This window comes from Alloalcanivorax xenomutans (assembly GCF_032810065.1).
Classification (GTDB): Bacteria; Pseudomonadota; Gammaproteobacteria; order Pseudomonadales; family Alcanivoracaceae; genus Alloalcanivorax; species Alloalcanivorax xenomutans.
Genome location: NZ_CP136538.1, coordinates 2,121,437 through 2,148,137, shown reverse-complemented (window position 1 = coordinate 2,148,137; position 26,701 = coordinate 2,121,437). Strand labels below are relative to the sequence as shown.

The following is a 26,701-nucleotide window of genomic DNA, read 5'->3' as shown; positions in this document are numbered from 1 at the left end:
AGCCGCATGTCGAAGGTACTTTGGGGGGAAGGTCTGTTCCTTCGCCCACAGCACTTTCAACGCCAGGACACTTACCACGAAGCGCGCCTTCATCATGTCGCGCAAAGCCTGCACCCCTACCCCTGGGGTATTCGCCAGATCCGCCTGGACCCGCGCGCTCTTGAAAGTGGCGCCGTTCGTATTCTGGAACTGTCACTGGTATTCCCGGACGGCGAAATTTACCAGGCCCCCGATGCGGACACCCTGCCCGATCCTTTACGCCTGGAAGAACTCCCCGCCGGAGTGTCCAGCACCGTGATTCATCTGGCATTACCGCTGCTCAAGGAGCATGGCGGCAACTGCGATGACGACGGCGGCAACGCCCGGTTCACGCAGACGCTGATGGGGACCAGCGATCTGTACACCGATTCCGCTCAGGCGGAACTGACCTATCTGAAAAAGTCCGTGCGGCTGCTCACCGATGACACTCCGCGCGACCGCTATCTGACCGTGCCCTTGTTGCGGGTCAAACGCACTTCCACTGGCGGGTTTGAACTGGACGACACCTTCATGCCACCGTGTCTCCATCTGGACGCCTCGGAATATCTGACCCGTCAGTTGCGTGGATTGCTGGATGCCTTGCAGGCCAAATCCGAGGCTCTCGGCAATCAGCAACGTCAGGCGTCTCAAGGGCTGATCGAGTTTCGCTCATCGGATGTAGCATCGTTCTGGCTGTTGCATACCGCCAACACCGCCTATGCCACACTGTCGCATTTCTTCGCTCAACCCAGATTTCATCCGGAGCGTCTCTATCAAGAGTTACTGCGTCTGGCCGGGAATCTGTTGACCTACTCGACACAGCACGGCCTGGCGGATCTCCCTCAGTACCGTCACGACGCTCCGGATGAGGCCTTCGCGGCACTATTCCATCTGGTGCGCGATCTGCTCGACACCGTAATCTCCACCCGTCACTTCGCCATCCCGCTGGCCGAAATCAAACCATCTTATCATCGTGGCATGCTGGACTCTCAGCGGATTGACGCTCAAACCGCGCTTTATCTTGGCGTCGCCGCGGACATGCCCGGCCAGGAGCTGGTGGAAACGGTACCGGTCCGGTTCAAGGTGGGCGCACCGGACGATGTGGAAAAATGTGTTCTGGCCGCCATGCCCGGGGTCAAGCTGATCCATGCCAATCAGATTCCCGCCGCCATTCCGGTTCGTCCCGGCAGTTACTATTTTTCCCTGGAACCTCGTGGCCCGCTGTACGAACGGATGCTCAAGGGGCAATCGGTAATGGTCTATGTCCCCACCGGCGTCCAGGATCTGAAACTTGAATTGATCGCGGTGACATCATGACCGAAGGCCCCTCCCTCTCCGCACGTCCGTCCCTTACCGGCGCCGCGCCGGTGGATACCGGTACCGCGCCACGGGATACCGCCGCTGGTGGACGCCTGCTGGACCTCATGTTCGATGGCTTCTATTTACTGGTGCTGCTGAAACGGGGCCAGCTACCGAATCAGGCGGATACTTTCGCCAGTGAGATTCAGAACTTCCTGGAAGGCGTGGAACGCAGCGCGATGAAGAGCGGCATAGCCTCCGAAGACATCTATGCCGCCAAATACGCTTTTTGCGCGGCTGTGGACGAAGTCATCCTGTCGCAACCCACCCCCCTTCGCGATGAATGGGAGCGCCATCCGTTGCAGTTGCGCCTGTTTGGCGATCACCTGGCGGGTCAACACTTCTTTGATTATCTGGAAGATTTGCGAGCCCAGGGTGCGCCCAGACTGGCCTCGCTGGAGGTTTATCACTATTGCTTGCTGTTGGGATTCGAAGGCAAATACCGGCTTGATGGCAGCGAAAAGCTGGGTTATCTGATTGCCCGTCTCGGCGATGAGATTGCCTATCTGAAAGGACAGCGCAGCGGCTTCGCTCCGCACTGGGCGCCGCCGGATAATGTCCGCCATACCCTCCGCCGGGTGGTACCGTTTTGGTTGCCGCTGATATTCCTCGCCGGCTTCGCGGTGCTGGCGTTTTTCGGTCTGCGTCTGACCTTGAATCAACAGACCGAAACCAGTCTGGCGGCTTACCAGGACATCGTGCAAATGCCAGAGCGCACCGCGCACATCACCATCACGCTGCCCTGATGCGGCGAACGCCACGGAGTCATGCCCCGTTATGGACCATTGGCAAGACCTGATCAGCCCAATTCGAGATGACGCCCCCGCCGGTGACGATCTTTCTTTTTCCATGGAATTCGATGCCATTCAGGAGGCCAGGCGTGCCGACGACCCCACCCTGGATCAAGGGGAATGGGTCACCGATATCAAGTACGCGGACTGGCCCGGTGCGGCCAAACAGTGTCGCGAGTTGCTGCGGAATCGTACCAAGGATTTACGAGTGGCATCCTGGCTGGCCGAAGCCAATACCCAGCTGCATGGTTTTGCTGGTCTGGCCGGCGGCTATCGCCTGATCGCCTACTTCTGTGATCATTATTGGGACACCGTGTACCCCATGATGGACCAGGGAGACGCGGAAGAGAGGGTCGGTAATCTGGTCTGGCTGCTGACCCAGTCGCAGCAATGGCTACGCACGCTGCCCCTGGTGAATGCGCCCCAGGGACGCTTCGGGCTCAACGATTTCGAGACCGTGTTTTCCCGAGCGGAAAATACAGAGCAGGATCCCGGCGATCATCCGGATCAGGATCAGTTGCAGGCGGCCCGGCGCGATACTTCACCGGATTACTACCGGCGCCTGCTCGAGGAAATCCCTGACTGTGGCGCCGCGTTACGCGAATTGCGGGATGCGGTGGACCGGCATTTGGGCGTGGATGGCCCCAGCTTCAGCGCGGCCGAGGATCTGCTGACGCTGTTGAATCAGACTGTCCGTCGCTTTGCCCGGGATGCCAATGTGGACGTTCCCGGCGACGACACCGAAGCCGTTGCTGGCGATCCCAATCCTCCGATTATTTCCGCCACGGCGGCGGCCAGCCAGGGCGGTCCCATCCAATCACGGCAACAGGCACTGGAACAGTTGCGGGACGTGGCGGCGTTCTTTCGCCGCACCGAGCCGCACAGCCCGGTAGCTTACCTGGCCGAACGCGCCGCCCGTTGGGGCGAGATGCCTCTGCATCAATGGCTGAAAACAGTGATCAAGGACGACGGCATACTGTCGCAGGTGGAGGAATTACTGGATGTGGAGAGGGAGCGGGATCAGGACATGACCTGAGCCCGCTCTCCGGGCGCCGTCAGAGAATACGGAACTCGATGCGCCGGTTGCGTGCCCGTCCTTCGGGGGTGGCGTTGTCCGCCACCGGCTCATCCGGCCCCTTGCCGACCACCCCCAGACTATCTTCCCGCACGCCCTGCTCAATCAGGTAGCGGCGCACCGCATCGGCCCTGGCGTAACTCAACGCCACATTGTTCTGACGGCTCCCCACATTATCCGTATGGCCAATGATCTGGACATGGGCATCGCCCATGTCGCGCATCACCTCGGCCATCTCATCAAGGATGCGCTGCCCGTCCACGGTCAGTTGGTCACTACCGCTCTGAAACCGAATCAAACGATCCGCCAGAGTATCGTCCAGGCGCTGTTGACGTGACTCTCCGAGACGCAAACTGTTGGTCACCGTGTAATCCCGGCTGCTTGCCATACTCAAGGCACTGGCCACGCTCTGGCGCTGAGCTTCGTTATCCACTTCACCGGTGATGCGGACGCTCTGGCCTTCGATGCTGATCTCGCCGCCACGGATTGATTTAAGTTCCGGCGACAACATATTGGCCACGTACTGGCCCCAGTTGGGCGGGGCGGGCACCGCTTCCACCTGGATTCGGCCCACCACCCTTTCGGCGCCGTAAATCTCGTGCAGACGTTCCAATACCGCCGCCCGGGTGGCCTGATCCGGCACCACGCCCTTGGCCACCACTGGTGGCAACGGGGGCTTCTCCGCGGCCGCTTCCGTTTCCTGCGCGAACGACACTTGCATCAAGCCGCCGCACAGTAGCATCAATACGCCTTTGCGCCAGGTCATACACCACCCCCGAGAAAGGTTTCCATGAAAAAGCGCCGGGCGCTGGCCAGGGACAGATCGCCACGGTCAATGTAGCTGGCGAGCCGGTTCAAGCTGACATTCATGGCCATATAATCCTCTACCCAATCGGCATCCTGCACGGCGATCAAATGGGATTCCGCCACGCTCGGATCCCATACCGAACGCAGTATCTGATGATCAGCCCCATTAAAGCCGACGATCAGCGCCGGCACCTCACCACCGCGAATCAACACCGCCAGCTCGAAATCGCCACGGCGCACAAAGCCGGTGAGCATGTCCAGCCACCAGGTGGCGGTCAGCGCCTGCGCTTCCGCCTCCGCGGGCAGCGGCAGGATCAGACCTTTGTCTATGCTCACCTGTTGCTGGCTCATCAACGGCTGCAACAACAGCCCCAGAGCCGGCAGACTCCGTTTAAGCGCCACCGCCGGGTGCCCGGCCCGGCGCATGCTCTGCTCCAGTCCAGCCAGTGTTTCCTGCTCCAATAACTGTTGAAAACGGCCCTCAAACACCTGTGGCTGAATCTCCACCGCGAAATCCCGCTGCCCCAATTCGGCCAGCTCCGCGGCCGCGTCCATGCTATGCACCGCGCGGCTCGACTCCTTCGCCAGTTCCCTCCAGACAGGGAACAGTGCCAGCGGGCTGCGGGCAATGAAGCCGGCGGTATCCGCCACCTGCAAGCGCAGCGCGGAAAGGAAGGGGTAGCGTCTCTGGGAAGCGTCACTGCTTGGCAGCATGTGGCCGGCGATCGCCAGTTGGCTGCGTGATCCGAGAAAGGCGAAGTGCAGCCATGGTGCCTGGTCGTATAACGTTTTCCAGTCCGGGTTGTGGCTGAACTGGTCCAGGCTGCCGGCGGCCCAGCGGTCCAATAGCGACATCAGACGATGTTGATCGCTGCTGCGCACAAAATCCCCCCGGGAAGGCAGCTTGCCGAAGTATCCCGCCTGTACGGTTTGCGTTTCCGCCGTATCACTCATTCTCGCCTCCCTGGCTGACAAGCTGCTCGCCTGCTCCTTCTCCGGCAACGATGCGAGGCAGTTTCAAACCTCGCTGCCAGCTGTCACTGTCGCTGCCGGAGCCAGCCCGGCGCACGGTGCGCATTTCCATGGAAATGGATACCGTGCCCTTGCTCCAGGTCACCGTGCTGCTGTCGGGCCGGCTTTCCAGACTGGCGGCGTCCATCAGCTGCGCGAAGCCGTTTTCTCCAGGGAAGTCGGCCAGTTGCACCTGGCGCCCATCACTGGTGGTGGCCACCAGCCTGGCGCCCGGAGTAGCGCCGCGATTGGGCCATTGCATGGTTTCCCATTGCGGCGGCGTATTGCGATAACGCAATGACTGGCCATCGATTTCAAGAACGTACTCCACCGCGCCGATGGCCGGCGCAGGCAGGATCTGGAAGATGGTGACATCGGCTTCACCGGCACCACCGCTCTGGCCACTCACCCAATCGCCATAGCCACTGACCAGTTCGGGGGACAAGCGGATTCCCATTCCGGCCCAGCGACGCGGTGTCAAAACGTTGCCGCGCTGGATCACCAAGCTTCCCAACGCATCCTTATTGAAGGCGGCGATGGCACCGGATGGCCCGAAGATCGCCGCCACCTCGGTTTTCGGCGCATCTTCGTCAGCACTCAAGTCAAACGGAAATTGCTGGCCGATGCCTTGGTCAAACGGTTGGTATACCTGAGCCTGCCAGGTCCGGTTGATTTCGTTCTCGGCCGCCGGCACCAGCGCGGCGAAGGTCTGCGTCAGCGGTTGCAACAACAATGGCCTGAGCGCCTGCTTCTCTTCCGCGCCAAGCCCGGTGAGCAACTGCTCGTCAACCAGCCGCAAGGCTGAGCTCAGTTCCGAGCCTTGATTACTCAACGTTTCCTGCATCAGAGCACGGGCGCCGGGGCCCGGCACCTCCGCCATTTTGATGTCGTTCAGACGGGAGCGCGTTGCCGCCAGAGCCTCGAAGTAAGCATCGATGGCCGGCGGCTGCCCGCTCTGTTTCTCCATCAACTGAGCGAACCCTTCGAAAGCCTTGCCCACCGGCCCCAGCGGCGGCAGCATGGCTTCGCCGGTTTTCTCATCGATTTCGAAGGACATTCCGGACATACCCGCCGGAGCCCGGCGCAGGATCACGCGCTTGAACCAGTTGACGATACCGCTGTTCTGCTCCGACCGCTCGCTGACCCTGGCGTACAGCGCCCTTGGGTTATCCCAGACGGTTTGCTCATGAACGGCCCGCAGCAGAGCCCTCAGCGGAGAATTTTCGCTGTTGCCAAGCCGGTTCATGGCGCTGGTGGCGTCATCAAAACCGGACGAGAAGCCGGCCACGCTGACACCACGCAGGAAGCGCTGCCATTCAGCGGCATACTCCTGCTTATAGAGCGCGGTGAGCTGGCGGGCGATGTGTTCCGGGCTGCCGGCCAGCGACAGGTCGCTCTGCTCGGTGGTATCGAGCACCCAATCCGTGGTGTTCAACTGGGTATTGGCGGCTTCGTGGATGGCATCCTTGATGTAATCCTGCCAGGCCTCCCGGGAGAACGCCCCGGAAATGGCATAACTTCCGTTCAGCAGGTTCTGCCCGCTGGCACCGGCCAGCAGCGAATTTACCGTGATGGTGGCGAAACGCGCCGCGGCGCGGGCTTTGATCTGGGCAAACACGCGCTCCATCGCCGGCTGCCCTTGCATCACGCCACGCAATGCCTGACGGGTATCGTTGACCAGAGAAACCCGGGTGTCGATTTCCGGCCACCCCGGCTTGCCGGCACTGGCGACATAAAACGTCATCAGCTTTTCCGCTGCCCGCGCCACCTCCTCATGACTCATCTGGCCGCGGTTGGCATCGAGCCAACCGCGCCAATAACGGGTCAGTTGGTTGGCCAGGTGGGTTTGTTCCACCCGCCCGTGATCGCCGAGCATAAGATAGGCTTTGAGCGCGTTATAGGCCTCGGCCGGATCTTTGGGCGAGGGCGGCACGTACAAGGCCGTGCGCGGCTCCTCTCTGCTTTCTTCCATGGACAACTGGTCCGCGTTCGCCACCACCTTGCCCAGGTATTCCTCCAGCCGGGCACGGGTCGGCCGTACCATCACCTGATCCATGCCGGCGAAGTACTCCCGCCACAACGCGGCTTCGATGTTGTCGCCCTGATAAAGCCCCATTGTAGTGGTGATGCCGCCGTCACGGCGGTACTGGCGCAACTGTTCCAAACGGTCCTGAAGCAGTAGCAAGGCATCAATACGGGATTGCAGATCGAGCCGCCCTTCCTGGATCTGAACCGCCTGCTGCAAGTCTCGGGAGGCGTTTGCCACCAATTGCCGGTTGGTGGTGTAGGACCACGCCCAGGTGCCCAGCAGAGCCGCTACCACCAAGGCACCGGCCAGAAAAGCACCATAGCGCATGCGGGTCCGGTAGGGGCTGGAGTATTGGCGCACCAGTTCCTTGTCGGCGAAAATCACTTTGCGGAACAGGTCCTTGAGAAAATGAGCCTGATCCGGATTGCCGTTTACCGGTTCGTCCTTGTCCTGCCGCGGAGCCAGGGAAAATTCGTCGGCGATCCGCTCGGAGGCATGCAGTACCGTTTCCCCTTCGTGCAGCGCACTGGTGAAGTAGAAGCCACGGAACACCGGTTTGAACTGGTACGGATTGTCCTCGAACAGACTGGCGATAAAGGTACGCAATACCGGCTTAAGGCTGACGAATTCCAACGGCAAGGTCAGCAAACCCGGCGCTACCTCCCTGCCCCGTTGCATCGCCATGTGAGATAGCCCCATTTCCTTGAGGCCTTCCGCCAGCTCGTCGAAATGCTGGTCGAAGATCGACAGTTCGTCCACCTGGGCCTGGGGGTCATAGGGCAAGGTGGCGCCCCATACTTTCTCCCGTTCGGACGGATCCAGGCCGCTGAAGAACGACATGAAACCGGCGATCAAATCAGCCTTGGTGAAGACCACGTATACCGGCGCGAACACTTCCAGTCGTTCGGTCACCTCCTGCACCCGCTGGCGCAGATTACGGGCCAGCTCGATGGCGAACTCCGGACGGTTACCGGACAATTCGGCGATACTGGCGGCGATGATAATGCCGTTGATCGGCGCGCGCGGGCGGTGTTTTTTCAGCAAGTCGAGAAAGGAGAGCCACTCACCACGGTCCTCGCCGCCGACGGAGTAACGTCCGGCGGTATCCAGTACGATGCCTTCGGCGGTGAAGTACCAGTCGCAATTGCGGGTGCCGCCAATCCCCTGCACCACACTGTTGCGGTTGTCCTCAAAGGGAAACTTGAGTCCGGAATTAAGAATGGCGGAGCTTTTCCCCGCCGCCGGATTGCCGATGATCACATGCCACGGCAGCTCATAAAGCGCCGCCTTGCCTTTGAGAACACCTAGGCGCGACGTTTTGATCGCCTTGACCGCTTCCTGCATGCGGCCGCGTACCTCCTCGATATCGCCGCGATCCTCGGCCTTGGCATTGCGTGTTGCCCGCTCGGCCTGCTCGTTCATCAAACCGTCGATATCCCGGGTGGCCCGCCGCTCACGCCAACGCCGTATTCCCCAACTGATCAGGGCGAACAGTCCGAGCGCCAACGCCAGAATCAGCAACGCGAAGCCGATCTGGCTGCCCGGATCTCCGCCTCGCCATAACAGGAAGATCCCGATCACCAGTGCCACGACCGCCCACAATCGGTAATTGATCAACCAGGCGCCCAGGCTGGCAAGCCCCTTTCTCATGCCCGACATAAGTGTCCTTACTCCGATTCCGCGGCAGCCGTCGGAGACGGCTGGGTTTGATTCTGTTGCAAAGGCGAGGCGGTGAATTCAGCCACCCGCCGACCTTGTTGTTCATCCACGAACAATATTGCGACGGTTTCATGACCGTCGCGTAACGCCTGCCACGCCAAAGCCACCATGGCCATCGGCGTGGCGTTATCCAGCGCTCCGGCACGCCCCAGCGCCAGCACCTGGCGGCTGGCGTCCAGGTCCGGATTCAAGCTCAGCGCCAACAACGCGGCCTCTTCGAAAGGGCCGGAACGATAATCCGCATTGCTGATCAACAGATCCGGGAGCGGCTGGTCCGTCGCTTGCTCCGGGCGCAATGTTTTCGCCATCTTCCGTGCCCGGGCCTGCGGGTTGTCCATTTCTCTGGTAGTCACTTCGTAGGGGCCTCGGCAAGATACCGCTTCGGCGTCTTTTTCCGTCGGCCCCAGCAACACACCGGCGGCGCCTTCTCCCGGGATCACTCCCTCCGGAGTACGGCTGCTCATCAGGATGCCCTGCCTCTGCAGCGACTGCAGACGCTCCGGGCTGATCAACGAGGCCGCCGCCAGCCACAATTGCCACTGTTCCCCTTCATCCGACCGGGCCAACCGCGACCAGAAGGCGGTGCCGCCATTGGCGTCGTCAAACTGAAAGTGCCAGCTCAGGCCGGTCGCCAAACCCAGGTCCTCCACCCGGCCTCGCATCATCTTCTCGCACAGCGGGAACAGCGAGGGAGAAGCGGATGCGGGTAACATTACCCGCACCATTACCGGTGCGGGCCGCGTTGGCGACGAGCGGTGCCGCAGGCCGGCAATGACCCGTTCATCCGTGGGCCCCTCGTCGGGAAGGGCGGCGGCCAATTCCATCAGTAATTCATCAAATACGGGCAGCAGTAAGGCCAGTCCGCGACGGATGGACTCCTCCACCGGCATGGTCATGCCCGCCAGTCGATTCAATTCCAATGTCATCGCGTCCAGCGCCGTGGCGGTCAACGGTGGTACTGGAGCGGCGAATAACGGTAATCCCCGGGCATCACACAAGGTGTCATGAAGCTTTGGCGTCTGAGGCTTCATCAGGCCTTGCAGCGCTTCCCCCGGTGTCTCTCCCGCTGGCAAGCGCAGCGCCGCGGCGAGCAAATTAAGCCGCGCCGGTTCAACATCCGTCATTTCCGGGGCCTGCGCCGACGTATTCGGCAGGTCATTGGCGGCGGCCCGGCGGTTACGCCGCCATCGCATCAGACTCCATACCGACACCAGCACCACGAGCGGAGCAAGCACAAGCCAACCCACGGATTCTCCCAAGCCGGGGTCGGTGTTTCCGAGGCGCCAGAAAAGAATCGTCCCGGCCCAGAACAGGGCGAAGACAACAATGACCAGCAAGATTCCCTTCAGTGTCTTACCCAAAGTCACCCTTTCTTCCTGAAATGTTTTCGCTGTTCATATTTACTGTGCAACGGGGCAGGCATCGGGCTTCACCCCCAAATCGTGAACCACCCAGCCTCCGGAGGGGGATTCGGACAAGCAAAAGTGGCCGGAGTACGCCCGACCGGCCCTGTCGTCACCAACAGGAGAAGTATTCATGCTGATGCCGTAGACGCGACCGGCTTTCAGCATGCCCTCGGAAGACAAGGGTACGAGGACTTCACTGTTCTCAAAGGTTTGCCCCAAAGCGACACAGTCTTTTTTGTTGATGACCGGACGAGGGGGGTCTATACCCACCTCCCAAATGACCTTAGGGCTTTCCCCTTTTTCAGTTAAACGAATATATCCGGCCTCCCAATCCTTCCAATCGGGATCCGCGAGAGCAAAACAGGGAACGCCATCCTTCTCAATCGTATACGCCCTCCCCATGGAGGGGTGCCCGAAAATGCTATAACAACTGGAAACGATCAAGGCAATGATCACGATAACGACCTGTTTCATTCCTTGTCTCCTTGATCAGCAAAGACTTCGGTTCTCTGTAAACCGCGCTGCGTCCGCCTCTCGTCCCGCCGAGACTTTCCACCCCCGGGCAAGTTGCCGACATCGCCAGGTTGCTTGAGAAAATCCTCCAGCATGCTCTCCAACACTGGCAAATGATCCCAGATTCGATATTTTGGTTGCACAACAACGTATCGATTTCCGAGGAACTTCAACGCAAAATAATCGCGTATAATGTCCCCCTGTTCTTCCATGTTGTAGTCACACAATCTCTTATTCGGGTCCGCTTTGTATTCGTACGACATGAACCATCCCAGCGGATTCCCGCGTTTCCATTTAACCGGATAGCCCAATTGATACTGCCAGACATGGGTCATTTCATGGATAAACCAGGCCTGCTCCACCGGCTCCGCGATAGCCGGATCGGAAAAATCTTCCAGGAACCGGTCTGGATTAAAATACATCTCCCCATTGGGTGTCATCGCGGTATTGTTCGGCTGCAAGCCGAACCACAGATACTCGCCGTTGTGGACACGCACCTGACCATAATCAACGGAATCACCAAATATTTGCCGGGCCATGGCGATTTCCCCGGAGGTCAGCCCTCGTGACTCACCTTCCGGCGTGGCCACGGTGACCACCGAGCTTCCCACCTGCTGGTCGCTGGTGGTGACGTTGCCCACCTCGACCTCCAGACTGGACGCCTCATGCCCGTGCCGTTGATCACCGCAGCATTCGGGTCGCGGGGAAGAAAGCGTCGCCTTGAGCACCTTGCTCGGCTGGTCGGTTTCAATACGACGGCTGCGTCCGTCGTCATCGGTTTCCCCTTCGACCACGCTGCCATCGTCCATTTCCAGGCGATAGTTCACCCCGGCCAGGGGGGTACCTTTGGCGTTGACGAAGCGTATTTGCTCATCGTATCGGGAGGTCCGCGCCCCAATGACCGCGGCGGAAACGCCCACGACTGTGGCGAGGCCGGCGGCCACCGCGCCGAGGTCGCTGCCTTTTTTGCCACCGCCGGCATCCACCACGGACGCGGCCTGGCTGGAGATCAGGGTCGCGCCGCAAGCGGTTTTATCGCCATGACGGGCAACGGGCTGGCCATCGACCAGATTGGTGGGGTCGCCGGTGGCGATGGTGGTGATGATGGGGGAAGGGCCGTGCTTGGGGCAGATGACCTTGTCGCCGACCCGGGCCACGCCCTTGCCGTCGATATCGGTGGTGGTGGAAGCGCCGATGACGGTGCCGCCATGGTCGGTCTTGTCACCCAGTACTATGATCGGCCGTGACATATCGCCAATCCTCACATCCTGTGAACGGAATCTTTCCTTGCGTCGGCACCGGATGGGTGCGGACCAGTAAGCCGTCGGAGTATATCAGGGTTCCACCATGGGGAACCAATCGCGTCGGCATTGTTGTGACATGGTTGAGAAGTACGCCGGAAATTGAGCCGATATTGAGCGATGCACGCGCTAGGAACCTCCTTGCGCATCAAGTCGCGCCTGGCGCGCCCGCCGAGCTGCCAGACACCGGTCACGCGATTCCACGTGAACGTAATCCTTGAGATTGGTCCAGTCGCCACCCCAGGCTAAACCCGCCTCCTTGGCCAGCTCCCCGTAAAGGAAATACGCTCGCCGGGTCCACGGGTCCTCCATATCCCACTGCAGCATGCCGTCCTTGAGCGGAGCACTGTCCACCGCCAGTCCGTACTGGTGACAGCTGCGCCAGGCCCCGGCGAGACTGGCCCCCTTGCCCATCAGCTTTTTCTGCCGCTCGGCGTCACGAAACCCTTCCACCAGCACCATCTCGACGCCATATTGCTGCTTCATCACCCGATAGATCGCCAATACCCGCTGGCGCAGAGCACCATCAACCTTGTCCCAGCGGCGGTCGGCGCTGATCACCTCCGGATGGAACCGCCGCATTTCAGCATTGGTGAACACCTCCGGTGGCGGCGGCGGTGGCGGCACCAGCCTTTCGCCCCGTAGCAGTTCGGCGATCATCGAGTGGGATTCCGCCAGATCGGTGCTGCGAAAAGGCTTCAACTCCACATTCTGGCGCAGTGATACCACCAGTAAAGGCGGCACTACCAATACCAGGGCCGCCACCACCGCCAGCACACCGTGGCGCCGCACGCAGCGCGGCAGACGCCAACGACGCCGTGGCGTGGAAACCGTCACCCGTCTCCGCTCGGGCAACATCCACCAGCCCAGCCCCAGGCACAGCAGCAAAAACAGTGTGATCAGCGCAACAATCAGAAACACGGTATGTCTTCCATGTCGATACCGTCGTTGACGGCACTCACCCAGTAGTTAGAATGCGGGAGGGTAATTTAACGGCAAGGACAGCTTTTGAATACCGGTCACTCAGCGGCGCCGAGTCTTGTGACTTCCGGCAAGGACGCGCCCGACACTGCCCAGGGAGGCAGAATTCTAGCGGACATGGAAGAACGCCCGGCCAAAAGGAGCGTTCCCGACGTGCTGTCACGCCTGCGCCGCGTCTTCTCTCCGATCACGCTGATTACCGCCACGTTGTTGCTGATGCTGCCCTGGCTATTTGCCCAATGGTGGTCCACACCGATCCCCCCGGCTCGGCCCTCCGCCTCCTTGTCGCCCTCCTCTCTGACGAAAGTGACACCAGCTCCGCCAACCAGCACGCCTGACCCGGTAACCGACGTCTCCTCGCACTCGGACCCGCTGGCGCGGATCGGCGGCGCGATGATCATTGATGACCGTCCGGATGAGGTTGGCGGAGAGGCCGGTGGCGGCACCTCCGCCACCACGAGCGACAACACCACATCATCCCGGGTGGCATCAACATCCCCGCCAGCCTCCGCCAGGCAATCGCACACATCGGCGCCGCGCCGCGCCGCCAACCATCCAGCGGCATCGTCCACAGCGTCAAGCACGACCTCACGGGTAAACCGCCTGGACCCGGTGGAAGTGAACAACGATGGCACACTGGGTCCGGTATTGCGGGATCTGGTACGTGACGGCCATCTCAGCGAACATCACCGTGAGGTGGAAAGCGGCCGCAATGAAGCCATTGATGCTCTGATGCTGCGCATTTATGGCGAGACCCAGCAGACGCTGGCCTCCCTGTCGGAGCCGACGGTGCCAACGGTGTCCGGAGCCCCGCAACTGCCCACATCGCTGGAGGTGCAACAACAGCTGCGTGCTTGCCCTCCGGCCAACACCCTCAACGGCATTCGCTGCCGCAATGAAGTCTGCAGCCACTACGCCGGCCAGGACGCCGCCTGCCCCACCCCGCGTGCCAGAGCGCGCTGAGCCGCTTTACCGGATCTTCTCCGGCACCGATACTGGGGTTCCCATACCGTCCCCATTCGGGAGCCAGCCATGAGCAACGTCACCACTGGCGGAGAGCTGATCGGCTGTCCGCAGAACTGCGAGCGTCCCACCGTTCGCGCCCTGCCCTCGCAAAGCAAGATCCTCGGAAGCGGTCTGCCGATTGTCCGCCACCTGCCGGTACGTGAACAACGCCGCATCGGCCCGTGGTGCTTTCTGGACCACATCGGCCCCACCAACCTGGAGGCGGATAATGGCGTCGATGTCGGCACCCATCCGCATATCGGATTGCAGACCGTCACCTGGTTGTTCGAGGGCGCGCTTTTGCATAAAGACAGTCTTGGCTATGAGCAGGTCATCCGTCCCGGCCAGCTCAATCTGATGACCGCCGGCCGGGGCATCTGCCACTCCGAGGAAAGTCCGCCCGGCTTCTCCGGCCCAATCCACGGTCTGCAGTTCTGGATCGCCCTGCCGGAATCGGATGAAGACACCGATCCGGCGTTTTCGCACCACACCGATTTACCGCAATGGCGCCTCGGTGACGCCACCGTCACCCTGGTGGTGGGTGAGCTGGATGGACGCCGTTCTCCGGCACGGGTGTTTTCTCCTCTGGTTGGCGCTCATATCCGCGCCGACGGGGATACCACCCTGAGTCTGCCCGTGCCGGCCGTCTTCGAGTTGGGGGTCTGTGTCAATCAGGGGCATGCACGCCTGGAAGGCACCGCCATGGATAGCGGCAGCCTCTATTATCTCGGCCAAGGCCGCTACCAGGTGACGCTGGAGCTGGACGACGGCGCCGACATCATGCTGCTTGGCGGCGAACCACTGGGACAGCCAGTGTTGCTGTGGTGGAATTTTGTCGGCCGTGATCAGGCGCGTATCGAGGCGGCGATCAGCGATTGGCAGTCCTACCCCAACGACCGCTTCGGCGCTGTGGAAGCCTACGACGGCCCGCCACTACAGGCCCCGCCGCTGGATCCGGGTATCAAACTGAAGTGAATCGTTCTCGCCGTGAGCGGGATGGCCCCTCTCCCGCCGCGGCACCTGGGTATTCATACCCCTTTCCATACCGCTCTCCAGACCACTCTCCAGGCCATTCTGCACGTCACTTCGTACCGTGAGAAAAAAATGACCTACCGCGCGGAATGTTATGCTTGCACTTTGGTTCCTTAAGATGTAAATCATAGCCCGCCCGATCACCGGAGCCGGCCCGGCGCCGGCTTCGAAAGAAGGAATCCACGCCATGACTCGTCAGCAGACCGGCCCCCTTTATTTTGGCTGGTACATTGTCGCCGCCGCCACCACCATTACACTGCTCACCGTGGGCATGCGCATGGGGATCGGTCCGTTCTTCAAGCCCATCGCCGAGGACCTGGGGCTCAGCCGCACGACTCTCTCCACCATCGTCGCCCTGGGCATGCTCGCCTACGGAATCGGCATGCCGGTGGCGGGCTTTCTGGCACAAAAATACGGCAGCCGCGCGGTATTGTTACTGGGCACCGCCATCGTCGTGATCTCCAGCATCTGGTCGGTCAACGCCACCGACCCGTTCAGCTTCTTTCTGGCCTTCGGCATCCTGCTGTCACTGGGGTTCTCCTTCACCAGTCCAGTGGCGTTGACGCCGGTGATCAGCCGGTGGTTCACGCGCCAGCGCGGCAAGGCGCTGTTCTATCTGTCCACCGGTTCCATGGCGGGCATCGCCGTGATGACACCGCTGCTGACCTTTACCATTGAGCGCTACGGCTGGCAGCACACGCTGACCGGTTTCACCGTTCTGTTCGTGCTGCTGGTGATCCCCGCCGCCCTGATGATCATCCGAGACGAAGCCCCCGAGCATACCGACCTGTTGCCGGGCGACAGCGCTGGCGGCAAATCCGCGCCGCCGCTGGCGCCCTTGGCTCAGCTCACCAGCCTGGCGGCGATGCGTACCCTGCCATTCTGCAAAATCGCCCTGGGCCTGTTTGCCTGCGGTTTCAGCATGAACCTGCTCGGCAGCCATGGCGTACCCATGCTCACCGACCACGGCTTCGATCCCATCACCGCCGCTCTCGGCATCGGTCTGATCGGCCTGGTGGCGATTCCCAGCACCCTGGTGCTCGGCCATCTCGCCGACCAGGTACCGCGCCGCAACCTGCTGGCGGCCATCTATCTGATTCGCGGTCTCGGCTTCATCGGCCTGATGATGGTGCCATCGGTGTGGTATCTGTACGCCGTGGCGGCGGTGGGCGGCATCGTCTGGGCCGGCAGTATCGCTCTTTCCTCGGCGATCCTCGCCGACGTCTACGGCATCCGTTCGGTGGGCGTGCTGTACGGCTGGGCCTACCTGGGGCATCAGGTCGGCGCGATGATCAGTTCCTGGCTGGGGGGCTGGGGTTACGAGACCTTTGGCACCCACTGGGTGGCCTTCGGCAGTGCCGCGGCCATTCTGATGGTGGCCGGGGTGGTCTCCTTGCGCCTGCCCGACGCCCGCTTCTTCCCGCAGGCCCAGCCAAGCCGCGCATGAGGTTGGCGGGGCCTGGCCCCGCCGATCCCTTCCAGTGATCAGATTCGTGGATGACGCCGGTGCCAGTCGGTGATGCGCTGGAAAGCCCAGCCGCCGCGAATCAGCAGATCCTCCCGAAAATGGGGCGCCACCAGTTGCCATGCCACCGGGGCGCCCTCCGCGGTGACCCCGCCAGGCAGTGTCAGGGTCGGATGGCCGCTGAGGTCGAAGGGGCAGGTGTAACGCATCATCCCTCCCAATAGGGCCTCATCGTCAGCGAAAGAAGCCATGGTCTCCACCGTCACACCGGCGTAAGCGACGGCGGGAATCAGCAATAAGCCGACTTTATCGAACAGCGCATCCACCCGCCCGCGGAAGTCCGCCCGTCGCAATTGCAGCTTCTGGTAATCCATGGCGTCCAGTGAGCGCCCCACTTCGATCAACGCCGACAGCACTGGTCCATACTCGGAGCGGCGAGCCGGATAAGTCTCCTCATGGGCAACCGCCGTTTCCAGGCCACACAGCGGGCTCCAGTCCGCCACGGCCTGGTCGGTGTCGGGAAAACGCACTTCACGGGGTTCCGCGCCAGCGCTTTCCAGCACCTTGAGCGCTTCGCGTACCACCGCCTGGGTGGCCTGATCCGCGGGCTTCATTCCCCAGTCGGGATCAAAGCCGAGGCGTAGACCGGTCACGCCACGGGTCATCAATGCCAGATAATCCGGTACCGGCTGCCGCGCGGCAGTGGGATCCAGTGGATCAGCGCCGGCGATGGCCCCCAGGATGGCGGCGGCGTCCACGGTATTACGGGCGATCGGACCGATATGGTCCAGTGATGCCGCCAGTTCGAACGCTCCGTAACGACTGACTCTGCCCCAGGTGGGCTTGAGTCCGGTGACCCCGTTGGCGGCGGAAGGAAACCGGATGGACCCGCCGGTGTCGGTGCCCAGGGAACCGAAGCACAAACCGGCGGCCGTGGCCACACCGGAACCGCTGGAAGAGACACCGGACCACAGGGTTTCCCCCCAAGGATTAACCGGCGCGGTGACGTCCGGGTGGTGGTCGGCGAAGGCGCCTTCGGTTTGCTGTAGTTTGCCCAGCAACACCGCACCGGCGTCACGTAATCGCCGTACCGTGGTGGCGTCCTCCGCCGGCACATGATCGCGCAGGATGGGCATGCCATGGGAAGTGGCGGTACCGGCGGTCCACAACAGGTCCTTCACCGCCAGCGGCACGCCGTGCAGCGGGCCTCGGGCCTGCCCCGCGGCGATCTCCTTGTCGGCGGCGCGGGCATCCCGCAATGCCTGATCCGCCATCACGGTGACGTAACTGTGCAAGCGTGTATCCACCGCATCGACCCGTTCCAGCATGTGGCGGGTGACTTCCTCGGAGGACCTCTGCCGGCTCTGAATCTGCCGGCCCACTTCCATCAAATCCATATAGTGCAGTTCGTTGTTTGTCATTCTCATTGCTCCTCGAGCCCGGATTACCAGCGCCAACGCTAGCAAGACCGCCCACCCGACGCTGGACTGAGAAGGACAAGGCGTTGTGCCCGGAAGGACAGAATCAGTGGCGCTCTTCCGGGCCGTGTCGCAACAGGGTGTGTGGTGCCCTGCCGAATGTCCGGCGGAAGGCGCGGCTGAAATGGGAGACGTCGGCAAAACCGTGGCTGAACGCCGCTTCGGTGACGCTGGCCACACGCCCCTCCTCCAGCGCCCGCCGGCTTGCTTCCAAACGCACGCGCCAAACCCTGCCCATGGCCGTCTGATCATGGCGGGCGAATGCGCGGGTCACGGTGCGAGGTGACACATGGTGGGCACGGGCCAGCGCCACCAGAGATAACGACGGGTCTTCGAAGTGCGTCTCGATGAACCGGCAGAGACGCCCATGGAGATCATTCTCAACGGCGCCGTCGAGGAGCTCGCCCTGCCATTCCAGCGCCACCGCCGCCAGGTCCAGCAATGCCCGGCCAAACTGTTCCGTGGCGCCGATCCGGTCGTCGCTCAGCTCCAGAGCCGCGGCCTGCTGGATCATGGTACGCAGGGGCGCCACTCCCGGCCGGTGTGGCGCCAAGGCTTGTCCGATGCCTCGTTCGGCCTGGGGGAAGCGTCTTAACAGCGCTCTGCGCGGAAGCCGGACCAGATAAACCCGGCCGGCTTCCAGTGTGCACTGAAACGGCCGGGCGGCGTCATAAAGCACCAGAGTACCATCCGCCAGCGGCGTCTGATGGCCGTTCTGCTCCAGCACGCCATGCCCGGATTCGGCGAAACCAATCCACAAATCCTCATCCGGATGGGTGCGCAGATGATTGGCCTCCCGGCTCCAGCGGTGTAACGGCGCCACCATGGTGCTGATGGCGGTGGAGCCGAGATCCCGCACCGACAGACGGCCATTGAATGGGCTTTGACTCAACAAACGGCTGTCGGCGGGAATACAGTGCCGGCATACCACATCGTGCCAGTACTCGAAGCGGCGGGGACGCTCAAGATGATCGGTGGCGTATTCCACATGCATGGGCGGGCTCCAGGCAGCTCGGGGTTCGGCAGGCGTATCCCGGTGATCCCCCGGAGTTGGCCCGCGACCTGTTAAGCTGCGCCGCGTCGACGCCGATGGCAAGCTTTCAGGCCACCCCTTTTACGATGAACGCGCGCCAATCCGCGCCCTTGACCCGATGCTGCATGGCTTCCTGGTAGGCGGGGCTGTAGAGCCTGTTTACGATCTTTTCACCGCCGCGCCGGAGTTCATTTTTTCGCCAGGTCGTGATTCCGATTGTGCGGTGTAGTCAATCTACATAAACAAGCGTAATCGCGGCCTGGCGGGAAAAGGGGCCCGGCCCTTCGGGTTGCGCTGGAAAAGCCGCCAGAGGACGCTGTGGCCTTTGACTTTGGACCCACCAGAGCCTTCAGTCCCCAACGCCCTCAGGGGGCTTTTCCAGCGGCAACGCGGCGGTGAAAAGATCGTAAACAGGCTCTAATACCAGGCACGGGCCGACTCCACATCCGGAAACTGCAGAATCACCGCCCCCTCCATCGCCGGTCCTTCCAGCACTTCCAGATCACCATAAAACGCCAGCGGCGTAATCGGATGGTCGCCGCGGGCGGCCTTGGCGCCCTGCGCATAAATCTCCAGTTCCGCCGGGTCATGGGTGGTTTCCTTCATCAACACGATGTACGCGGTCATGGCATTCTCCTGATTAAATTTCGGTTCTGGTAGGCGGACATGGTACTCCGTCTGAAGCCAGGCGACCGATCGGCCTGCCGGGGCAAATCGTCGCTTCCGACGATGGTTCGGCCCATGGCGCTCTTCTAGTTTCAGAAACGCTGGCCGGGCCGCCGCCAAATCGCGCAACCCGGACCGCGGGACCCGCTAACAATAACGCCAGGAGGCCCCATGTATCTCACTCAGCCATTGCACAAAGCCCTTTTGGAAGTGCCCGAACGCACCGCCACGGTCCACGGTGAACGGCGGCGCAGCTATCGTGATCTGGTCTCGAGAGTCTCGCGGCTGGCGGGCGGGCTGCGAACACTGGGGCTCGACGCCGGTGATCGCGTCGCCATTCTGAGTCTCAATTCCGACCGTTACATGGAAGCCATCTACGCCACCTTCTGGGCCGGCGGCGTGATCAATCCAGTCAACATTCGCTGGAGTCCGAAGGAAATCATTTACTCTCTGGACGACTGCGACAGCACCATTCTGATGGTGGACGATACCTTTTTGCCTTTGCTTGAGGAACTGCAGCAAGGATCCCGCTCGTTGAAAACCGTCATTTATGCCGGCGATGAAGCCGCCCCCGCCGGCACCCAGGATTTTGAAACCCTGATCGCCGACAGCGCGCCAGTGGCGGACGCCCATCGTCACGGCGACGATCTGGCGGCGGTGATGTACACCGGCGGCACCACCGGCAAACCCAAGGGCGTCATGCTCAGCCACACCAATCTGTACATCGACGGTCTGGGCTCCCAGGCGGTGTCCGGCATGCCTTACCGCTCGGTGACCCTGCACGCGGCCCCGACCTTCCATGTGGCCGGCACGGGGTTGATCCTGCAGGCCACCGCGCGCCTGAACACCAGTGTCATCATTCCCATGTTCGAGCCGCTGGCGGTACTGCGGGCGATCCAGCAGGAGCGGATCCTGGAAGCTTTTCTGGTGCCGACCATGATACGCATGGTGTTGAGCCATCCGGACTTCGCGCAATACGACCTGAGCAGCCTCAAACATCTGCTTTATGGTGCCTCGCCGATTGACAGCACGCTGTTGAACCGTGCCCGCGAAGCCCTGCCCCAGGCTCGCTTCCTGCAAGCCTACGGCATGACGGAATTGTCCCCCACGGTCTCCATCCTCACCCCGGACTGGCACACCGAGGAAGGCTTCCGCAGTGGCAAGATGATGTCCGCCGGCCGTCCTCTGCCAATGGTGGAAATGCGCGTCGTCGACGACAATGACAACCCGGTGCCCGCCCATACTCGCGGTGAAATCGTGGTACGTGGTCCGGTGGTGATGCAGGGCTACTGGAACAAACCGGAGCAAACCGAGGACGCTCTGCGCGGCGGTTGGATGCACACTGGCGACGCCGGCTACATGGATGAAGACGGTTTTGTTTATGTGGTCGACCGGATCAAGGACATGATCGTCACCGGCGGCGAGAACGTCTATTCCGCCGAAGTGGAAGAAGCCGTACTGCAACTGCCGCAGGTGGCCCAGTGCGCGGTGATCGGCATTCCCGACGACGACTGGGGCGAACGCGTCCACGCCGCGGTGGTATTGCAGGACGGCGGCACACTGGAACTGGATGAACTGATGGCGCACTGCAAAACACTGATCGCCAACTACAAGATCCCACGCAGCCTGGAAGTACGCTCCGAGTTGCCGTTGTCTCCCGCTGGCAAGCTGTTGAAGTACAAGCTGCGTGAAGAGCATTGGGGTGGACGCGAACGGCAAGTCAGTTGAGTCATGCCTGTTTTACTGGTCATCGATGGTGAACGACACCGAACCGAACGACCCGTAGTCGGCGCGATAAAGCCCTGGCACGAACGCCAATGGCTTGCCCACGGTGCCGGTCATCAGCAGGGTTTCATCGCCCAATGGCCAGCCCAGCCGGCGGGCCTTGTCGAGCATCCACCGTGACGCTTCCGCGACACCGCCAAGAGAAGTGTTGGCCGGCACGTCCAACAACAGCTCGTTCTCCCGATACAGCTGAATCCGGGCGCTATCCAGACTGGCCAGGGCGAGCTCATCCCACGGCCGTGTCTCACCCACCATAAAGGCGTCGGCGCCCAGGTTGATCGCCGCCAGATTGGGCGGTGTCAGGTCCTCGGGGCGGGCGAAATCCACATTGACGAACTCCAGCGCCGGTGCCACCGACAGCGGTCGCCCCCCGGCGTCCACGAAAACCGCCAGCTCGCACTCGATCATGGCCTTGCCACGGGAGCACAAACGGGCTCCCGGCTCCAGGCGTCTATTGGAGTAAAGATGGCCCAACATGGCCTCTTTCAATCCCAGATGACTCTGTATGCGCGGATCGGTGAGCCCCGCTTTCAATCCACAATGGGCCTGATCCCCGGCCACCGCTTCCGCCAGCCGGCGTGCCAGTTGATACCCTTCCGTTTCGGTCAAGCCGGGCGGCAGTGGCGGTAATGTCTTGTGCCGGGTAACGGCCTCCGCGAGCAGCGGTATCCATGAAATCCGGTCGGTCATAACAGCAGCCTTTGCGATGCTTCGTCTCGGATGATTCGTGTTTCGGTTATTTGATCACGGTCCTGTGCAGCACCCGCTCATGGCCTTCATAACCGCCGTTGGCCTTGTGTAATACCGCCCGGTTGTCCCACATCACCAACATGCCCGGTTGCCATTCATGCTGATACTGGAATTCCTCCCGGGTTTGCCAGCGGTACAGATCCATCAACAACGCCATGCTGTCATCCGGTTCCATATCCTGGAATCCGAGGATGTAACCAATACAGCCGAAGATCGACTCATTGCCGGTTTCCGGATGCGGACGGATGATCGGGTGCGGCTGTACTTTGTAGGCATCATCGGAGGCCAGGATTTTGAAGCCCCGCCCTTTGCTGGAATCCTGATCGCCGTAGATCCCGTCCGGTGCGTAGGCCCGCTGCGCCGAATGCAGAGCCACCCTGCCATGCAACCGCTGCCGCAGGTCCTCCGGCATTTCCCGCAATGCCTTCTCCTGGTTAATGAAATCCGTATTGCCGCCCCGGGGTGGAATGGTGATGCCATACAGAATCGTTGCCGCCGGCGGAGTTTCACCGAAGCTCCAGTCGGTGTGCCAACTGTCCGCGAAAATCGGCGAAGTTTCATCCGCGGTACGGCGCAGCTCGATGATATTGGGCCGGTCTTCCATCGAAGCGATATAGGGATCACCGGCGAACTCGCCGAAATAGCGGCTGAACCGCTCCAGATCGTCATCCGAGAGGTCCTGGTCGGGAAACACCACCACCTTGTGTTCCAGCCATACCTCTCGAACCGCCGCCACCGTGGCCGCGTCCAAAGGCCGGGACAGATCCAGTCCGTTAATCGTGGCGCCGCAGGCGGCACCGGTGGGGCTTACGGTGAAGGACATGGCTCGCTCCTGTTTTGTTTATCAGGTGAACGACTATGCGGGAGACCTCCGGTTAATACATTGCTGGAAAGCGAGCATTATTTGCAGTTCGCGACACTTGTTCGTCCCGCCACTAACAGCTTCTTCCCGCCCTGGTTATGCTTAACCGGGTCAGGAGGCGAACCATGAACCATTTCCATGTGGCCCATCTATGGGTTTCCGGACTGTTACAGGCGTTCGAGAAGGTCGGCCTCGACACCCGGCAACTCGGCACCGGAATCCGAGAGATTCGTGAAGGGCAAATTATTGATGGTCACCATCTTGGCATCGAAGCCACCCGCACCCTGTGGCATCGCGCCAGTGCCATCAGTAACAACCCACTGCTGGGCATTGATGTGGCTCGGAGGCAAAGCCCTCGCACCGGCGGTGTGCTGCTGCCCATCATGCTGCACAGTCCGACCGCGTTGCAGGCGTTACGTCACATGGTCGATTACCAGCCCCTGCTCAGCGACAGTGGCCAATACCGGATCCATCCCCCTTCCGCTAACCGGCTGATACGCTGCGAGTATGTTCCGGCACCAGGTGCGGTGGTGGTCTCCAACCAGCAGGTGCTGTCCATTGTCACGCAGACACTGGGACTGCTGCGCACGGTCACCAATCATCGATTGCAGGTGCGGCGCTTCCTGGTGCCCGAAGGGATGGCGGCGGAACGTATCGGCCAGGCGTTGAACTGTCCCTGCCGGGCACATTCCGGCAACTTCTTCCTGGAAATCGACGGACAGGCCATGGCGGCGCCGGTCAGTGAGCGTGATGAGCGTCTTTACCAGATCAATCTCAGCTACGCTGAAGGGCTGATTCGCGCCAAGCGCCGCCGGCAAACCTTCATCGACGGTATCAAGGAACTGATCGACGACGACCGGCCGGCGCTGCGTACTATCGACGATGTGGCCCTGGCTCTGGGGTTGCACAAACGCGTGCTGCAACGTCACCTGCGTGAACACGACACCAGTTTTCGCCAGTTGAAGATCTCCGTGCTGAAGACCCGCGCCCTGCAACGCATGATCGTTCAGGGCTGGCGTACCGATGCCATCGCCGAGGAACTGGGCTACGCCGATCTCAGCGCCTTTCATCGCGCCTTCAAGAACTGGTTTGGTGTGTCACCCCGACGCTTCAGGGAGCAGCCGTATGAGTAAAGGTCCACTCATGGTCGTTACGTCATCGCGATTGGTATTCTGATACCCGCCTCTATCCGCGCACTCCGATCAGTCTCAGATAAATCGCGGTGAACTCCTCCACCTTCTGTTCGAAGGCGCCGGCATCATCGGGCAGCTCCCGCGCGAAGCGAGTGAAGGTGGCGTTCATCACCCCCGCCAGCAACTCCGGATCGGCCACCGGGTCGGCCCGCCCTTCCGCCACCAGCCGTTCGACATAATGGGCCATGCGCCGGGCCGGGCGACGCCGCATCTCGTCACGCATGGCGCGCACTTCCTCATCCCCTTCCGCTTCATGGTCCACCACCGTGAGCAGCGCCGCGTTGGCGGCATGAGCGGCCAGAAAAGCGCGGGTGGCGGCCCGACCCAGTTCATAGGGGTCATCAATTCCGGGGAATTCATGGGCGGCAAGAAATTCGTCACGCAATGCCGCGACAACTTCGAGGAAGACCTCCCGTTTCGAGGCGAAGTAGGCATAGAACGCCGGCCGGGACACCTCGGCCTCGGCGGCGATGGCGCCGATGGAAGTGCCGCCGTACCCGGATCGGGCAAAGGCCCGTGCCGCCGCCTCCAGCAGCACCGTGCGCATGCGATGCTCCTCGCCAGCCCGCCGCTGACGGGCCGCCGCCCAGGCAGGCTGATTTTTGCCTGAAGCCGATTCCACGCCATGATCCGGCATCATTGAGGCTCCCGTCCCAGCTCCTTGAGGATCCGCTCACGCAACTTGTACTTCTCGATTTTATTGGTGGGGGTACGCGGAATCTCATCGATCAGCCGAATGTAACGCGGCCGCATGTACTTGGGCATGGTCTCCGCGGCGAAGTCGTGCAATGCCTGCTCGCTCAACTGCGCGCCCTGCTCCACCGTCACATAAGCCACCACATTGTCCTCATCGCCCTCGCTGCTGGCAATGGCAAACACCGCGGCCAGGGCCACGGCAGTATGTTGATTGAGCAAATCCTCCACCTGGAATGACGACAGGTTTTCGCCGCGCACCCGGATCCGGTCGCCGAGACGATCAAGGAAGGCGAACATGCCGTCTTCCAGCTGCATCGCCGCGTCGCCGGTATGAAACCACAGGTTGCGCCAGGCCGCGACGGTGGCCTCCGGCTTACCCAGATACTCACTCATGATCAGCCCAGGCAGCTTCGGACGCACCGCCAGTTGGCCCGGCTCACCGGGGCCGCACCGCTGGTCCTGCTCATCCAGTACCGCCACGTCCATAAACGGCGCCGGGTGTCCCATCAACCTCCTGGGCCGGTCCTCGCCGCCGGGCAGGACCGCCATGCCCGCCGCCGCGGCCCGCTGTTTGACCTCCTCGTGGGACCGACCCCGGTACAACTCCGCGGGCGTGCCCTCGCCTTCCGCGGTCTCCTCGAAAAGCAGACCAAGCGGAGAACCCGACTCGGTTTGTCCGAAACCGGCGGTGACGAAATCCAGCCCGAACCGGCGTGCCACCAGAGCGTGATGCTCGGGTAACGGCTGCATATGCACTTTGTTCAGGGTATTACGCCTGTCATCCGGCCGTTCCGGCGCCTTGGTCAGCCACGGGATCATCACATCCAGCAGGATCGCCGTGGTCGCTCCCCGTGAGGCGACGCGCTTCCAGAAATCACCGGGGCTGAAACGGTTCCATACCGCCACCTCACAGCCCACCCAGGCGGCACGCGCCACATTGGCGATGGCGCCACCGACGTGATACATGGGCAGATCGTTGTAGACCACATCGTCCGGAGTCAGCGGTTGCCGCAGTTTGAAGGTGTACTGCGCCATCCAGCGATACGGCTGCAGCACGCCCTTGGCCGGTCCGGTGGTGCCGGAGGTATAGACCACGTTGGCCGGATCATCAAAGCGCACGCTAATGTCCGGCCGTGTGGCCGGCGCGATGAGTGACGCCCAGGACGACTCAGCGAAACGGCTATCGACCTCGTCACGGTCATTCACATGATCGTGAGCATCGGCCGGCGGATCGTAGACGATCACCACGGGCGGCGCCGCCAGGTCACCGGCGACCTGATTGACCGCGCTCAACAGGGCCGGATCGGTCAGCAACAGCTTCGGCGCCGTGTCATTGAGCTGGTACGAAAGCAAGCGCCCGGTGTAGCTGAAATTCACCGGACAATACACGGCACCGGCCTTCCAGATAGCGAACATCATCAGCGCGCTCACCATGGGATTCAGGGTGAAGACGCTGACCCGGTCTCCCTTGCCAATACCGAGCGCGGCAAGGTTACCGGCAATGTGGTCGGTACGTACGCCGAAGTCGGCGTACGTGAGGGTGACGTCGTCCTCGCCGTAATGGAAGAACGCTCTTCCCCCAGCCACCTTCGCCCAGTGATCGAGCCGTTCGGTAATGATTTCGCCGTCTTCCCGCAGCAATGCGATCAGCTCCGTCTCATTCATTGTGGTTCCTCTCCCGAATCAAAGTCTGATTTGTTGTTATCGCGCCGTTTTTATTGTGCCC

Annotated in this window: 22 protein-coding genes; 8 read left to right on the top strand and 14 right to left on the bottom strand. The window is 61.7% G+C overall.

The annotated features are described in order from the left end of the window. Positions 1-6 precede the first annotated feature (6 nt). The 3 genes from tssK to tssA are packed head-to-tail and all read left to right on the top strand — an operon-like array spanning position 7 to position 3,204. A complete protein-coding gene (gene tssK, locus RYH70_RS10000; RefSeq protein WP_022995898.1) occupies positions 7-1,335 on the top strand; it encodes a type VI secretion system baseplate subunit TssK in 1,329 nt (442 codons plus the stop codon). Continuing rightward, positions 1,332-2,123 carry a type IVB secretion system protein IcmH/DotU gene (gene icmH, locus RYH70_RS09995; RefSeq protein ID WP_022995897.1) on the top strand — a complete coding sequence of 264 codons (792 nt, stop codon included), beginning with the start codon at positions 1,332-1,334 and terminating at the stop codon, positions 2,121-2,123. The genes tssK and icmH overlap by 4 nt, the downstream gene beginning before the upstream one ends. Before the next feature lie 31 nt (positions 2,124-2,154). Beyond that, the gene (tssA, locus tag RYH70_RS09990) at positions 2,155-3,204 is read left to right on the top strand and encodes a type VI secretion system protein TssA (protein ID WP_022995896.1); all 1,050 of its coding nucleotides are present in this window, start codon (positions 2,155-2,157) and stop codon (positions 3,202-3,204) included. Between the two features lie 19 nt (positions 3,205-3,223). Here the strand turns inward: tssA and RYH70_RS09985 are convergent, their stop codons facing one another. From RYH70_RS09985 to RYH70_RS09955, 7 genes are all read right to left on the bottom strand, one after another. After that, on the bottom strand, positions 3,224-4,009 hold the full coding sequence (locus RYH70_RS09985; RefSeq protein ID WP_317010137.1) for an OmpA family protein: 786 nt from the start codon (positions 4,007-4,009) through the stop codon (positions 3,224-3,226). Then, positions 4,006-5,004, bottom strand: coding sequence for a type VI secretion system-associated protein TagF (gene tagF / locus RYH70_RS09980; protein ID WP_022995894.1), 999 nt, complete (start codon positions 5,002-5,004; stop codon positions 4,006-4,008). The genes RYH70_RS09985 and tagF overlap by 4 nt, the downstream gene beginning before the upstream one ends. Then, on the bottom strand, positions 4,997-8,749 hold the full coding sequence (tssM, locus tag RYH70_RS09975; protein ID WP_317010136.1) for a type VI secretion system membrane subunit TssM: 3,753 nt from the start codon (positions 8,747-8,749) through the stop codon (positions 4,997-4,999). The genes tagF and tssM overlap by 8 nt, the downstream gene beginning before the upstream one ends. 8 nt (positions 8,750-8,757) lie before the next feature. Further along, a complete protein-coding gene (locus tag RYH70_RS09970) occupies positions 8,758-10,044 on the bottom strand; it encodes a hypothetical protein (RefSeq protein ID WP_317010135.1) in 1,287 nt (428 codons plus the stop codon). Between the two features lie 165 nt (positions 10,045-10,209). Beyond that, a complete protein-coding gene (locus RYH70_RS09965; protein ID WP_080530930.1) occupies positions 10,210-10,689 on the bottom strand; it encodes a hypothetical protein in 480 nt (159 codons plus the stop codon). Continuing rightward, positions 10,686-11,978: a PAAR domain-containing protein gene (locus RYH70_RS09960; RefSeq protein WP_317010134.1), complete on the bottom strand. Its 1,293-nt coding sequence runs from the start codon at positions 11,976-11,978 to the stop codon at positions 10,686-10,688. Before RYH70_RS09960 ends, RYH70_RS09965 begins: the two co-directional genes overlap by 4 nt. Before the next feature lie 180 nt (positions 11,979-12,158). Then, entirely contained in the window at positions 12,159-12,950 is a 792-nt protein-coding gene (locus RYH70_RS09955) for a M15 family metallopeptidase (RefSeq protein ID WP_063139594.1), read from the bottom strand. A 213-nt stretch (positions 12,951-13,163) separates the two neighbouring features. Between RYH70_RS09955 and RYH70_RS09950 the strand changes: the two genes are divergently transcribed. The 3 genes from RYH70_RS09950 to RYH70_RS09940 all read left to right on the top strand — a co-directional run bounded on the left by RYH70_RS09950 (position 13,164) and on the right by RYH70_RS09940 (position 16,494). After that, positions 13,164-13,973, top strand: a complete 810-nt coding sequence (locus tag RYH70_RS09950; RefSeq protein WP_317010133.1) for a hypothetical protein — start codon at positions 13,164-13,166, stop codon at positions 13,971-13,973. Positions 13,974-14,042: 69 nt separating this feature from the next. Then, positions 14,043-14,990, top strand: coding sequence for a pirin family protein (locus tag RYH70_RS09945; protein ID WP_317010132.1), 948 nt, complete (start codon positions 14,043-14,045; stop codon positions 14,988-14,990). A gap of 244 nt (positions 14,991-15,234) precedes the next feature. Beyond that, positions 15,235-16,494 carry an MFS transporter gene (locus tag RYH70_RS09940; protein WP_022995886.1) on the top strand — a complete coding sequence of 420 codons (1,260 nt, stop codon included), beginning with the start codon at positions 15,235-15,237 and terminating at the stop codon, positions 16,492-16,494. A gap of 38 nt (positions 16,495-16,532) precedes the next feature. On the opposite strand, the gene RYH70_RS09935 is transcribed toward RYH70_RS09940, so the two are convergent. The 3 genes from RYH70_RS09935 to RYH70_RS09925 all read right to left on the bottom strand — a co-directional run bounded on the left by RYH70_RS09935 (position 16,533) and on the right by RYH70_RS09925 (position 19,650). Continuing rightward, positions 16,533-17,933 (bottom strand): amidase, encoded by a 1,401-nt coding sequence (locus RYH70_RS09935; RefSeq protein WP_317010131.1) that lies wholly within the window; start codon positions 17,931-17,933, stop codon positions 16,533-16,535. Between the two features lie 103 nt (positions 17,934-18,036). Next, positions 18,037-18,984: an AraC family transcriptional regulator gene (locus RYH70_RS09930; RefSeq protein ID WP_317010130.1), complete on the bottom strand. Its 948-nt coding sequence runs from the start codon at positions 18,982-18,984 to the stop codon at positions 18,037-18,039. A 456-nt stretch (positions 18,985-19,440) separates the two neighbouring features. Continuing rightward, positions 19,441-19,650 (bottom strand): DUF1330 domain-containing protein, encoded by a 210-nt coding sequence (locus tag RYH70_RS09925; RefSeq protein ID WP_244902759.1) that lies wholly within the window; start codon positions 19,648-19,650, stop codon positions 19,441-19,443. 210 nt (positions 19,651-19,860) lie between these two features. On the opposite strand from RYH70_RS09925, the gene RYH70_RS09920 reads away from it, so the two are divergent. Further along, entirely contained in the window at positions 19,861-21,417 is a 1,557-nt protein-coding gene (locus RYH70_RS09920; protein ID WP_317010129.1) for a long-chain-fatty-acid--CoA ligase, read from the top strand. A 12-nt stretch (positions 21,418-21,429) separates the two neighbouring features. Here RYH70_RS09920 and RYH70_RS09915 read toward each other — a convergent pair whose 3' ends face one another. Together RYH70_RS09915 and RYH70_RS09910 are read right to left on the bottom strand one after the other, a co-directional pair. Then, positions 21,430-22,164 (bottom strand): hypothetical protein, encoded by a 735-nt coding sequence (locus RYH70_RS09915; RefSeq protein ID WP_022995881.1) that lies wholly within the window; start codon positions 22,162-22,164, stop codon positions 21,430-21,432. Positions 22,165-22,210: 46 nt separating this feature from the next. Then, positions 22,211-23,047, bottom strand: coding sequence for a TauD/TfdA dioxygenase family protein (locus RYH70_RS09910; protein WP_022995880.1), 837 nt, complete (start codon positions 23,045-23,047; stop codon positions 22,211-22,213). Positions 23,048-23,211: 164 nt separating this feature from the next. Between RYH70_RS09910 and RYH70_RS09905 the strand changes: the two genes are divergently transcribed. Beyond that, the gene (locus tag RYH70_RS09905; RefSeq protein WP_317010128.1) at positions 23,212-24,219 is read left to right on the top strand and encodes a helix-turn-helix transcriptional regulator; all 1,008 of its coding nucleotides are present in this window, start codon (positions 23,212-23,214) and stop codon (positions 24,217-24,219) included. Positions 24,220-24,271: 52 nt separating this feature from the next. Here the strand turns inward: RYH70_RS09905 and RYH70_RS09900 are convergent, their stop codons facing one another. Beyond that, a complete protein-coding gene (locus tag RYH70_RS09900; RefSeq protein WP_022995878.1) occupies positions 24,272-24,919 on the bottom strand; it encodes a TetR/AcrR family transcriptional regulator in 648 nt (215 codons plus the stop codon). After that, positions 24,916-26,640 carry a class I adenylate-forming enzyme family protein gene (locus tag RYH70_RS09895; RefSeq protein ID WP_317010127.1) on the bottom strand — a complete coding sequence of 575 codons (1,725 nt, stop codon included), beginning with the start codon at positions 26,638-26,640 and terminating at the stop codon, positions 24,916-24,918. Before RYH70_RS09895 ends, RYH70_RS09900 begins: the two co-directional genes overlap by 4 nt. Between the last annotated feature and the right edge of the window lie 61 nt (positions 26,641-26,701).